The organism is Shewanella sp. CAL98-MNA-CIBAN-0140 (assembly GCF_040309905.1).
Taxonomy (GTDB): domain Bacteria; phylum Pseudomonadota; class Gammaproteobacteria; order Enterobacterales; family Shewanellaceae; genus Shewanella; species Shewanella psychromarinicola.
Genome location: NZ_JBEOPI010000063.1, coordinates 1 through 12972, shown reverse-complemented (window position 1 = coordinate 12972; position 12972 = coordinate 1). Strand labels below are relative to the sequence as shown.

General features: G+C 41.4%; 7 protein-coding genes. All 7 read right to left on the bottom strand.

The window, feature by feature from the left end; genetic code table 11:
* Nucleotides 1-782 precede the first annotated feature (782 nt).
* The gene (locus tag AAEY93_RS19850) at nucleotides 783-2705 is read right to left on the bottom strand and encodes a bifunctional diguanylate cyclase/phosphodiesterase (protein WP_351079318.1); all 1923 of its coding nucleotides are present in this window, start codon (nucleotides 2703-2705) and stop codon (nucleotides 783-785) included.
* A gap of 7 nt (nucleotides 2706-2712) precedes the next feature.
* On the bottom strand, nucleotides 2713-3363 hold the full coding sequence (locus AAEY93_RS19845; RefSeq protein ID WP_351079324.1) for a transglutaminase-like cysteine peptidase: 651 nt from the start codon (nucleotides 3361-3363) through the stop codon (nucleotides 2713-2715).
* A gap of 82 nt (nucleotides 3364-3445) precedes the next feature.
* Nucleotides 3446-4054, bottom strand: coding sequence for an OmpA family protein (locus tag AAEY93_RS19840; RefSeq protein WP_351079321.1), 609 nt, complete (start codon nucleotides 4052-4054; stop codon nucleotides 3446-3448).
* Entirely contained in the window at nucleotides 4054-5463 is a 1410-nt protein-coding gene (locus AAEY93_RS19835; RefSeq protein ID WP_351079315.1) for a TolC family outer membrane protein, read from the bottom strand. Before AAEY93_RS19835 ends, AAEY93_RS19840 begins: the two co-directional genes overlap by 1 nt.
* A gap of 21 nt (nucleotides 5464-5484) precedes the next feature.
* On the bottom strand, nucleotides 5485-6867 hold the full coding sequence (locus tag AAEY93_RS19830) for an HlyD family type I secretion periplasmic adaptor subunit (protein WP_351079312.1): 1383 nt from the start codon (nucleotides 6865-6867) through the stop codon (nucleotides 5485-5487).
* Nucleotides 6864-9041: a type I secretion system permease/ATPase gene (locus tag AAEY93_RS19825; protein ID WP_351079309.1), complete on the bottom strand. Its 2178-nt coding sequence runs from the start codon at nucleotides 9039-9041 to the stop codon at nucleotides 6864-6866. Before AAEY93_RS19825 ends, AAEY93_RS19830 begins: the two co-directional genes overlap by 4 nt.
* 83 nt (nucleotides 9042-9124) lie before the next feature.
* The coding region (locus tag AAEY93_RS19820; protein ID WP_351079306.1) for a beta strand repeat-containing protein at nucleotides 9125-12972 on the bottom strand (3848 nt) is incomplete at its 5' end.

The following is a 12972-nucleotide window of genomic DNA, read 5'->3' as shown; positions in this document are numbered from 1 at the left end:
GGTGATTAGCGCAGCCCGGTAGCGCATCTCGTTTGGGACGAGAGGGTCAGAGGTTCGAATCCTCTATCACCGACCAATTTAACAAAAAGCCACTCTAATGAGTGGCTTTTTTGTTTTTGGCGATATTGATCATTAATTACAATCATATATTTGATAGCTAATATTCCAAGATTAAACGTAACGAACCTCAACTTAAGTTAATAGAGGGGGAGTAAGCTAAAATAAGCAAATTTAACCTAAATTTATATCAAACTTGCTATTTATTTTGTTAACAAAGCGCCTCACGTCGTTACCACTGCGCCAATAGCTAGTCTATTGCATTTACTTTCAAGTCTATTGCAAGTAAATGTAAGGCAGGTAGCAGGGCAAAGAACTGCTTGATAACCGTTTATTATCCCGAACTTAAGTTAGCCTTTGTCTATCAGTAAACCTTGCCTATTTACCCTAACATTTAGGCTATGTTTGATCTCATATAATGGTATGGCTCAATATTGTGGCATAAGCTTGGCCGTTAGGTGGCATGAAGCTGTAGTCGTTGCCCCGCAGCGTATAATCATGGCATGAGTTGCGCCAATGTTCCACAGAGGGGTTTGCGCCGTGTTATCGAGATTGGGCAAGCCAGTCACTATTTTTTTTGCTCAATAACCGCAGTGAGTTAACGGGTGAGTTCATAGCCTTGAGTCAATGGCTTGTGAGGCAATGGCTCGTGAGTCAATAACCTCGACATAAAAAAACCACTCCGAAGAGTGGTTAATACGAGTGAGTTAATCAATCTATACCACTTATAACTTCACATTGACTGGCGGTACAATAAAGCCTTGATAAGCATCGACTCTGAGATCAGTAAATCTTGTCAATTGGGTTGCTTCTTGGATCCCTGTCACAATCACTTGAATATCTAACCCTTTAGCGACATTGACTAAAGCGCGGCATAATTCACTGCTGTGTTGATTATCTTCAATATAAGCCAGTGACTGGTCAAGTTTGACATAGTTTGGTCGCAAGCTTTGCAAGTAGGCCATTGAGCCGAATTGGCGACCAAAATGGTCTATACCAAAGTGAGCGCCAGAGTCTCGAATGATTTTACACAGACTTTCACAGGATTCTAAATCGCTATACACACTCGCTTCGGGGATTTCAAAGCAAATACGTTCAGGGTATTTATTGGTTCGAAGGAACTGTTTTAGCCAAAGATGAAAATCAGCATCGCTAATACTTTGATAAGTCAGATTGATGGCGACTCGTTCATAATTACGTTCAAGTAAACGATGTTCATTGACGGTTTCTATCAAACAGCGATCAAACATTGTACCTAATGATAGTAACTCTATATAGGGTACAAATTGTCCTGCATGGAGGGTCTTGTCACCTATTTGCAGTTGGCAAAAAAGCTCACGCTGACAAATTTCATCTCTGGCACAAAGCTGAATCGGCTGCCAACGGAATTGGAATTTTTTGTTCTTTATCGCGTGATTTAAATTACTGCGCCATTCCTCTCGGGTAAACAGTTGCTGTTGAGTATTTTCAAACCAATGAAACACTTTGCCGTCTTTAATGGACTGTTGGAGTGCGTTATCTGCTTGTGCCAACATATCTGATACTGTCATTTGCCCTAGGCGCTCTGCTACACCAATATAAAACTGTTCGTTTGGTTTACAACCAGATTTAGATATTTCTTTATTAACAGTACGTATTAGGCTTTGTAAATACTTCGTCAGTTGATCATGTTCACAATCTTCAACAAGGAAGGCGAATTCATACGCAGCAATACGGGCGATAACAGAGGAGGATATTTCATCCTGGTGATGCTGTAATTTCTGAGCCAGAATACGAATGGTCTCATCGCGAACTTGGAAACCGTATTTGCTATAAACGTCTTCTAGCCAATCCATTTTGACTAAATAAAGCGCACCAGTACTGGGCTCGCTTAACCAGCCATTGACTCGACTGACCATATACTGCCTATTTGGCAGTCCTGAGACTTGATCGACGAGATTTTTCTTTCTTAATGCGGAAACTTCTTCGTCAAGGGAGTTAAAGACTTGTTTTAATTGAGCAGACATACTGTTAAATGCATTGACTAGCTCTTTCAGTTCCTTTGTTTTTGGCGCTGGCATATCGGGACCAAATTGGCGCTCGGCAATTTTTTTTGCGTGTACAGAAAGGGTATTTAATGGTTTCAAAATCCAACTGAGTCCCACCCTTGCACATATGATGGCAATGAGAAATAAAATTGAAAATAGGATCAGAATATTTGAAATGGTCCGCCATAGTTCATGATAACCAAAACCGGGGTGAGCAGTAATTTCCAGCGTGGCAAGTTGTAACCAACCAGAGGTAATAGTGGTTTGTTTGTTAATGGTTTTAAACAAGTTAAGATCGATAAACCATTGAGGAACATTATTTACTCGAATAGCGTTATTCCACACTTGCTGCTTGCCATCAACTAACCAGGTTAATTTGATTTGTTGATAATAGCCGCCCTCAAAAATAACATTGACTAATGTTTCTGCTCCAGCATCATCACCAGCTTCTAAAACAGGCGTTAACATTAATCCTAATGAGTTACTGGTATTATTGAGATCAGATTCCATCTGTTGTGTTAAAAAACTTTGAGTCTCTGAAAATTGTACATAGGCTACGCTTGCAATCGTTAACAAGAAAAGCCCGAAAAGTAACGCATAGATCTGCCTGAACAGGGTCATGTTGTCACTACTCCATGTTGAGTTTGGGTTGGCGTAAGCGGTCTACACCTAGTCTAAGTTTAAGGTCAGTCCATTTTTCAAGGCGTGATGATGAGCCAGCTAACACACCTCGGCCTTTTTCTTTGTTTAACCATAATTGTTGACCATTAAAACTATAAACAGGCAGCAGATCTTTTCGTTTCGTTGCCAGCTTTATGGTTTTATCTAAATTGTCGAGCACTAACGGGATCGAATTAGGCTTTTCGTAATACGCTAACACCATATGATACTGGTTCAACGATGTTGCTTTTACCATGGTGATCCTGAGTTTATCTTCAGCAATACCAAGTTGAAGAAGCGTAAAGTATTTCGCGATTGAAAAATCTTCACAATCCCCCCCATTAGCCCCAATAAACTCCATCGGCGAAGCCCAATAATTGGAATCGCCCCATAGTGTTTGATCATCAATGAATCGAAATAAGTTAAAGAACTGATTAACTTTTTCTAATTTCTCTATTTCAGCAAGTTTCTGTGAATCATTAACGATTTTAAACCAAGCATTTGCTCGTAATCCTGCTCTATCGCCATAACGTTCCGACAATGCTGAAACGGTTTTTTGCTGGTTTAACTCTTGAGTCGGTGCCGCATATAAACATGAAACTAAAAGGGCCGATGCCATAATAGAAAAATGACAGACCCTTTTATACAGCGATGTGATTACTTTGCTGTCTTCATGACTCAAAGAATCAATGCCTTATTTATCACTCTTCCATTTTCTCGTCGACAGTGTAGATATTCCATCTCATTGCTGGAATGGTATCATCGGTTGCGACTTCAGCGATCACGCGACGATTACGTCGTTCGGCTTCTGGCGTACCACTGTTATCGATAGGGCGATCAAAACTATAACCAATGGCGTCTAAACGACTTGCATCGATACCAAATGTGTTTTCTAACACTTCAATGACAGCTTTAGCACGTTTCTGAGATAAGGCTAAATTAAGCTCATAGCTTCCAATTTTGCTGGTATGACCTTCAATTGTCACCTTAGTGGTAGGGTCGGTTTGCATTATTTTAGCGACGAGTTCAATTTGATCATAATACTGCTGATCGATAACCGCAGAATTATTGCTAAATAGAATCTTTAACTCTTGGCGTTCATTGATGTCTTTTATGCTACCACAACCGTAGTTGTCTGCTGCGGCATCCATAATGGTCTCCGCACAACGTTCGCGGGCCATTATCACCCCATCACGGTCGTTGTCAGCAAGATCAAATTTTTGTGGTGTAGACGGCGTAGACTCGACAATATCGTTGATTGAACAACCTGCGGTTGCAATCAATGCGAGTAAAATTAGCAAATATTTCATCATTTAACACCTCCCTCATAATCTTGCTCACCACGCCATTCTCCTGGACGTGTTACTCGAAGTGAGTCGAGTAGATCGCCAGTCGAATTGAGTACTCTATAGCGAGCAGCAATTTCGTCATACTCGGTTTTCAAGTAATCTTTGCGCGCTTCAAATAGTTCATTCTCAGTATCGAGTAAATCGAGAAGGGTACGTTGACCCAAGTTAAATTGTTGCTCATATGCCACTTGAGTCTGTTTTGCCGCCACAACGTGTTCACGTATAAATTGTTTTTGTGGGGCGAGCATTTCATAGGCATTCCAAGCGAGAGAAACACCTTCAACCACTTGACGATAAGCACGTTGTTGGATCTCTTTAGCTTCGTTAATTTTATAGGCCGTTTCTCTATCTCTAGAGACATCTTTACCACCAGAAAAAAGGTTATATTTAACCCGAACCATAGCAACTAAATCATTGTTATAGCCGTTAACATTTTGGCTATTAAATGTGCTGTAGCCGTCTTCGCCGTCAGTATCATTATTCCAGTTACCATTAAGCTCTAGACTTAATTGTGGGAAATAGTTGGCTTTGGCTGAGCTACGCTCTTTTTTAGCGGCATTAATGTCATTTGCTGCTGACTTTAACACAGGGTGTTTCGATTTTGCTGACATGAGCCCTTGTTCTAAGCTTTCCGGGAGCATATCGGCATCAGGCACTGGCAGGATTAAGTCGTCAGGCTGTGCTTCAACAATTCTGATAAAGGTTGCACGAGTATCTTTTAAATTATTTTTAGCTGAAATCACATTGGCGTTTGCGCGGGCAAGGCGACCAGTGATTTGCGATAAATCTGCTATCGATCCTAATCCAGAATCTGTGCGCTGTTTTATTTGATCATAAATCTCTTTATGACTTGCGAGGTTTTTCTCTGATAGCAGTAATACTTGTTCACTGCGAATGTAGTTTAAGTAGACTTTTGCAACATCCAAGGCAATATCTTCAGCGGCGGAAAATAATGCCCACTGATCAGCACTGGCTTCAAACGAATAACGATCGACTTCGCTACTGGTATAAAAACCATCAAATAGCATTTGTTTGATACTAAAACCGGCTTCGCCACGTTCTAAATCAATCATACCGTCATTATCTACATCTCCTTGACCTGCTTTACGCCGAGTCGAAGGGCTATCGGTTTGCTCCCAGCCATAGCCAGCAGAAATATCTAAGGTTGGCATGTAGCCAGCTTCAGCCTGATTAACTTGCTCTTCGCGCGCTTTAAAACGATTAAAAGCGATACGTAAATCTGGGTTTGTGTCTAGCGTATGTGCAACTGCTTGCTCAAGTGTTTGGCTTGAGACTGCTGGCGCTATCGATATTGATAAAGCCAATGCAATCATACTCAGCTTTTTTTGCTGATTTATAATAGTTATCATTAAAAAACCCTCCTGGTCTTCTTAGCGCTCTCTAAGAGCGGTATCTTTCGCTCTTAAAATTGGATTTAAAATGTACTCAAGTATGGATTTCTTTCCCGTGATGACATCAACCGATGTCAGCATCCCTGGGATTATTGGCATCTCTGTGCCATTGTCTTTCAATAAACGGGATTCTTCTGTTCGTACCTTTACAATATAGAAACTGTTACCTTCTTCATCTTGTGATGTATCGGCGCTAATATGTTCAACGGTACCTTTTAGTCCACCATAACGAGTGAAGTCATAAGCGGTAACTTTCACTATGGCTGGTAATCCTGGATGTAAAAAAGCAATATCTTTAGGGATAATTTTAGTTTCTATCAGTAGTTTATCTTCTGATGGCACAATTTCCATAATCTCTTCGCCTGGCTGCACAACACCACCCAAAGTATTAAAATTAATCTTTTTAATTGTTCCAATAACAGGCGAGGTAATGACGGCTTTACTGACTTTATCAAATGCGCCTTTTTGTGCCTGATTCATCCGAGATAATTTGGTTTGCATTTCATTGAGTTGTGCGCGTAAATCTGTGGCATAAACAAACACCGCTTCCCGGCGTTTTAAGATGGCTTCATCCATTGAGGCTTTGACCTTGGGCCGCAAAAGTCTCACAGATTGTAATTCACCTTGAATATCATTCACTGTGCGCTCAAGTTTGAGCAGTTCAACTTCAGGGACAATTCCTTTACGGGCCAGCGGCCGAGTCAATTCAAGCTCGCGTGATACTAATTGGTAACTTGTTGTAAGGGTGCCAATTCTGGACGCTAATTCTTCAATTTCCTGTTGGCGTTGTTGGATTTGACGCACCAGAATTTCTAATTGGTTACTTAAATTATCAAGCCGAATAGAATATTCTTCTTGTTGACGCTTAACCAGTTCAGGCTCCTCGTCAATAATGGTCTGCGAAAAGAGCAAGTTTTGTTTAGTGATTTTGACTTGTTCGCGCCAGTCAGAAGACATATCGGAGATGATAATGCTGTCTAATTCAGTGCGCATCCGAATAATGTTGGTTTGTAATCCGAAGACTTCTTGTTCTTGTTGGTCGAAATCAGAGCGAAATCGTGTGTCATCAATACGGGCTAAAGATTGTCCTTTGGTGACCATGACCCCTTCTTGGACGTAGATGTCTTGTAAAATACCGCCATCTAAACTTTGAATAATTTGAATTTGTGAAGATGGAATAACTTTACCGGTTCCTGTTGTCACCTGATCTAATTCCGAGAAATAAGCCCAAATAACAAAGCACACCATCATTGCAGCCAGTGACCAAATGATCAGACGATGTCCTGAAGGAGCATCGGTCATCATGGCACCGTATACGTCATCAACCATTTCTAAGTCTGCAGCGGTAAGGTTTTTACTCATGAGTTTTGGGCTCCAGAAATTGTCCCAGAATTGAGTTTAGCCAGAACTTCATCTTTAGGGCCATCAGCCACTACATGACCCCGTTCGAGCACAATAATACGATCGACTAGATTTAATAAATGCATCTTATGGGTAATGAGTAATAATGTTCTATCGCGACTAACAAGTTGCATTGAGCGAATAAACTGTTTTTCTGCGCGGGCATCAAGGCTAGCAGTAGGTTCATCCATTAATAATATGGATGGGTCATTTAATGTTGCTCTGGCTAAGGCTACCGTTTGTCGTTGACCTCGGCTCAATGACAAGCCTCCCTCACCAACTTGTTGATCTAAACCTTCTGATTCTAGGTTAGTAAACATACTCACACCAGAAAGCTGGATTGCTCTTATTAATTGATGTTCAGTTACTTGGCGAGAACCGAATAAAATATTGTCGCGGATCGTACCGTGAAACAAGGTGACGTCTTGGGGTAAATAGCCAAAGTTACGTCTAAGATCGCTAGGGTGAATTTGTCCTGCATCAAGGCCGTCATAGCGCAGGCTGCCTTGAGTCGGTTTGTATAATCCTAGCAGTAATTTGGCTAAGGTACTTTTACCTGAGCCATTACGGCCAATAATGGCGATACGTTCACCAGGATTAATACTTATTGATAAAGGATGTAAGCTGGGCTTTTCGGAACCAGGAAAGCTAAAACTGATATTATCAGCCTCTATTTTCCCCATAAATCGTTCTTTGCTTGCTAGGTTCCCTTTGTCTTCAAACTCATCTTCTTGTTCCATAATCGCGTCTAATTGGCGCAGTGAACTCATTGTATGATTGCCACGGGTAATTAACCCAGCTAATTGAGCCATGGGGGCGATGGCTCGGCTTGATAGCATGACCGCGGCAATGATCCCACCCATGGATATTTCATTTTCAGCTAATCGATATACGCCCAATACCACGACGAGCACAACAGTTAATTGCACCATAAAATTAGCAATATGACTGACATAATTAGACAGTTTTTTGGTTTTTAGTTGCCAATTAGCGGTATGGCCGATCATTTGTTGCCAGCTTTTTTGTACTAACCCTTCGGCGCCGTTGGCTTTAATTGATTCTAATGCGGTTAAACTTTCAATCAAATGGCCATGTTTTAAACTTGAAAAGCGATTACTTTCTTCAATTGCCAGTTTTAGTTTAGGTTGTATGTAAAAGGTTACAGCAATAATAATTAGGCTGCCAATCACTGGAATAATCGCTAAATCACCAGCAACAATATAAATGATGAACACGAATAGTAATGCAAATGGCAGGTCAACGAGTGTGGTGATGGTTGCAGAGGTTAAAAACTCTCGAATACTGTCAAACTCACCTAATTGTCTGGCCATGCCTCCAACACTGGGTGAACGTTTTGATAACGGAATACCAATGGCTTTGGCAAATAATTTTGAAGAAACAATAATGTCGACTTTTTTGCCTGCAATATCGATTAAATAGCTGCGTAACTGACGCATGATAAAGTCAAATATATAGGCAATGCCTGCCCCTATAGCTAAAACCCAAAGTGATTCAAACGCAAGATTGGGCACCACTTTGTCATAGACATTCATAATGAATAGTGGTGAAACCAACGCAAACAGATTGACTAATACTGAGGCTATAAGCGCATCTCGGTAAATGGGGGCAGAGTCTTTGATACTTTGCATTAGCCAATGTGTACTGCTGTCATGCAGGTGAACATCAAAACTCTTATCGCCGCGATAATCTTGCTTAACTAAAAATAAATAGCCGACGTATAAGGTTTCTAACCCTTCAATTGTCAGGGTTTGTTCGCCGCCCGTTTCGGGTAATTGAATAATGGCTTGGTCTTGCTCTAGATCGATTTCTCGAAGAATACAGGCCTTTTTATCTTTTAATAATAAGATACAAGGTAATAATATTTCAGAAATCTGATTCAAATCTTTACGTGATAATTTAGCTGATAGTCCAGCTCTAGCCGCTGCTTGAGGGATTAAATCGGGTGTGATGACTGCACCAGACAGCGGAAGACCCGCCGCAAGAGAATCTATTGAGCAAGGGCTTCCAAAATGTTCAGTCAATAAAACTAAACAGTCGAGTAAAGGATCGATCGTTACCCGTTGGGAAGCAGAAATCGTCCACTGTTCACTTGTGTTAGACGCAAGGTTAGGCACCTAATCATTGTCCTTAATTTATATTGTTAGAATAAGCAAATATGCGTCACATAATACTATGTGACGCAGACAATGTGTTGTTATTAAGGAATAATATTTCCATTGAGTTGATCCAATGGTTCTTGATAGTTGGTCTCTGTTGATGGCGCAGGCACCGTTGTATCAACAATGAGTGCTCCATCAGTGAGTAAACCGTTAATAATAACTCCGTCAGTGATAACTTCGCCAGTGGTGTTTGCGTATTCCTGCGATAGGTCTACACCATCAAGCACAATAAATTGGTCAACAATACCATTAAGGTCAACATCGACAGAGATAGTCGTGTTGCCGTTACTGAATGAGAAATCTAAGACGTTGTCTAAATCTCCGTTCTGTTCATTCTGCAATAAATCACTAATATCAAGGGCGTCATTATTAATTTCAAAGTTTTTAATTGTGTCGGTACCCGTATCGCCCTTAGACCATACGAAGGTATCGTTACCTAATCCGCCAATAAGGGTGTCATTACCTAAGCCACCGATAAATAAATCATTATCAATACCGCCATCTAGAATGTCGTTACTGTCACTTTGACTGTTGCTATTAAAGTCATTGTTATAATTATCAACATCTTTAACTTCAGCATCGTTGATGTTTTGAGCCGTTCTTTGCATGCCATCATTATTAATTTCATCATTAGTGAGTAGCGCTTTGTTATTCAAATCATCGATATTTCGTGTTATTGGCGTTGTTGATTGAGTAATCACTTCAATCGGAAGATCTATTGTACTTGTTGCTGTGTCACCATTATTTTCTATTGCTGTGGCGATAATACTTAAATTATGAAGGCCCGCATCTGGGATGTTTATCAAAAGCGAACTTAGGTTCCAATTAGATAAATCAAATTGGTTATTAGTATCAGCAGTTATTTCGACCGCTTGTTCTATCCAATTACCAGATGAATCTTGAAACAATCCTTTGATTTGTGTTCCAGAGGGTAAATCAGACACATTATCTATTTTGACCGTAAGGGTTTCTGAACCATCAATATCTACAAGTTCAGCCGAAATAGTGCTCAATTTGATATACGTATCTTCAAATCCTTTATGCTCGGTTGTGGTCAGCTCTATATTATCTAACAGCGCCCCATAGCTATTAGGATTTAGTGCTGTGAAGCTAATTCGATAAGTGCCCGTCTCATCAACTGCAAGCATATGATTGATATGCTGCCAAATACCACCTTGAGTGAAATCAATACTACTCAGTAATGTAACCTCGCCAGTAGCTAGATTTTGCATTTCAATTTTAAAGTCTGAGCTAGTCGCGACATTATCGGGAACATTGTTACGAGCGACTGCATCTAAATCAAGTTGATAGAATTTTCCCGCTACTAACTTTATATCTACAAAGATATTATTGTCAGTACCACCATTTTCTATTTCCATTACTTTATTATCACTGCCACCAACGTTATAAGTCGATGCGTAGCCAATCTCTAAATGTCCTGACGCATTGGTGGTGCCCCAAGTACCAATAGCATTTAACTCATCCGGACTTACATCACCTCTCCAGCTTCGGCTGCCAAGAGAGAAGCTCTCAAAATCAAGGCTCGCTACTGTTGTTCCATTTTCTATACCTAAATTAGGGGCGTCGGCGACAGCGGTTACATCAATAGTGAGAGTTGTTTTTGAACCCGTGTTGGTAGTGTAAGTGATAATAGGAGCTTGGCCATTCCAATTTTCATTAGGAGTAAATGTATATTTACCATTAGGTAATAGATGTAACTGACCTCCCTCTAGCATTACATTAGCACCGGCTGCGTGAATATTTGCTGATCCCGCAACCGTAAAGCTCATTACTGCTAAGGTTGAGTTAATATCAGTGTCATTCGCTAATACGTTTCCAGAAGCAAGAGTGTCTTCACCCACAGTAATTGCATCTGCTGCAATTGGAGCGCCCGGAGCCGCTAAATCAATGTTAATTACCCCAGTATCGGTATCGCCATCGCTGTCAATAACAGTAACATCAAATGCAAGCGCCACCGCTTCAGTAGAGCTAGTAATAACCTCAGCTGAAGTACCCGTAAATTGGAAATTATCATCTAAAGACGATGTCATTAACTGAATATAGCTAATTTGACCTAAGTTACTAATCTCCAGTCCGCTTCCTATATCACCTTCGCCTAACAACACGCCGTTACTATCAAAAGCCTTGTAATGAATCAGGGTAGCCCCAGTGAAATTAATTTTTGCTGTTGCAACCGCTTGGGCATAATCAACTGTGAGCACTTCACCCTTATCTACGAAAGGATTATTTACTCCAAAGCCACTATTAGTACCATTAACAGTACCGGCTGAACCATTTACAGAAGACGTTAAGACGAATGCCAATTCATTGCCAGCAGGCACATCATTAATATCATTACTTAAAACAGACACACCACTTTCATTATAAGAGGCATAAACTGCTGATGAATTGCCTCCTAAGCCACCTAGTGTCGCTATCGTAAAGCTTTCAAGGTTATCGATAGTTTGTAAAAGATCAAATTCATAGTTGTCACTATTAGGATTCGTGGTTAAAGTGAAAACTAAAGCTTGGTCAGGATTACTTGCATTGTAAGCCGATGCAGTACCACTTGTATCTGTGTAAGCGATTAGCAGCTCTGGATTACTTGGATCAACAAAGTAATACAAGGTTAATCCACCTGCCGTAATCCCTGAATCTGCAAAAGTGACACTGCTACCATTCCATCCTGCTATATTAGTGGTTAGGTCTGAGCTATAGTTTTCATCTGCACCAAGGGTGGTTAATAGACCGCTATAAGTACCTATGGTATTAATTTCACTTAGATCAGAAATATCAACCTCAGGCGCATCATCTTCTACCGTTACAGTGAAACTGCCATTAGTAATTGTGGTGCCATCATCAACTTGAACGCCAATATCAAGTGCTAATACATCTTCTTCTGTCGTAATAGGGTGGTCTAATACATCCAACAAGGTAACGTTGTATTCCCAGTCTCCTGATGAACCGCCAGCAGGCGCTGTCAAAGTAATCGTCATCACAGCAGAATAAGAACTTGGATCTAAAGTGCCAGTATATCCAGTCAATGTTTGTGAACTAGCATCCCAAATCCAGGAGATTGCTTCTCCACCAGATGTTAATCCGCTTGGTCCAGAAAGTGACACAGTTAACTGATCACCGTCTTCATCTAGGATATTAATTATTCCTGATGCAATCACAGCATTAGTCGTATCTGTATTACCTTGATTATCAGCAACACCACTGGTTAAACCTTCTTCTGAAACAGCAATACTTGTTAGAGAAGTAATGGTCGGCGCGTCGTTGGTCGGGGTGATCGCCGGGGTGTCACTGTCTTGGCCGGTTAAGTTGCCATCAGAGACGGTTAAATCCACTGGCGGTAAGGTGCCGCCGCCGTTGACGAGATCAGCACCGGCTTGGGTCAAGACCACTTCGCCGTTGACTAACGCATAGTAACCGTCGTCATTGCTGCCGGCAGTAAAGTCCACCGTCAGTGTATCGCCGTCTTCATCAAAGGTGGTGTAGGTTGCGGCGACATCGCCATCGACGGCGCTGTTTTCAGTAAAGTCATTGGCGACCACATCAATGGTCGGCGCATCGTTGGTCGGGGTGATCGCCGGGGTGTCACTGTCTTGGCCGGTTAAGTTGCCATCAGAGACGGTTAAATCCACTGGCGGTAAGGTGCCGCCGTTGTTGACGAGATCAGCACCGGCTTGGGTCAAGACCACTTCGCCGTTGACTAACGCATAGTAACCGTCGTCATTGCTGCCGGCAGTAAAGTCCACCGTCAGTGTATCGCCGTCTTCATCAAAGGTGGTGTAGGTTGCGGCGACATCGCCATCGACGGCGCTGTTTTCAGTAAAGTCATTGGCGACCACATCAATGGTCGGCGCATCGTTGGTCGGGGTGA

Excerpts from the sequence above, each read along its gene's own strand:
- AAEY93_RS19845 (WP_351079324.1), bottom strand. The coding sequence starts at position 3,363 with ATGGCATCGGCCCTTTTAGTTTCATGTTTATATGCGGCACCGACTCAA.
- AAEY93_RS19840 (WP_351079321.1), bottom strand. The coding sequence starts at position 4,054 with ATGAAATATTTGCTAATTTTACTCGCATTGATTGCAACCGCAGGTTGT.
- AAEY93_RS19835 (WP_351079315.1), bottom strand. The coding sequence starts at position 5,463 with ATGATAACTATTATAAATCAGCAAAAAAAGCTGAGTATGATTGCATTG.
- AAEY93_RS19850 (WP_351079318.1), bottom strand. The coding sequence starts at position 2,705 with ATGACCCTGTTCAGGCAGATCTATGCGTTACTTTTCGGGCTTTTCTTG.
- AAEY93_RS19830 (WP_351079312.1), bottom strand. The coding sequence starts at position 6,867 with ATGAGTAAAAACCTTACCGCTGCAGACTTAGAAATGGTTGATGACGTA.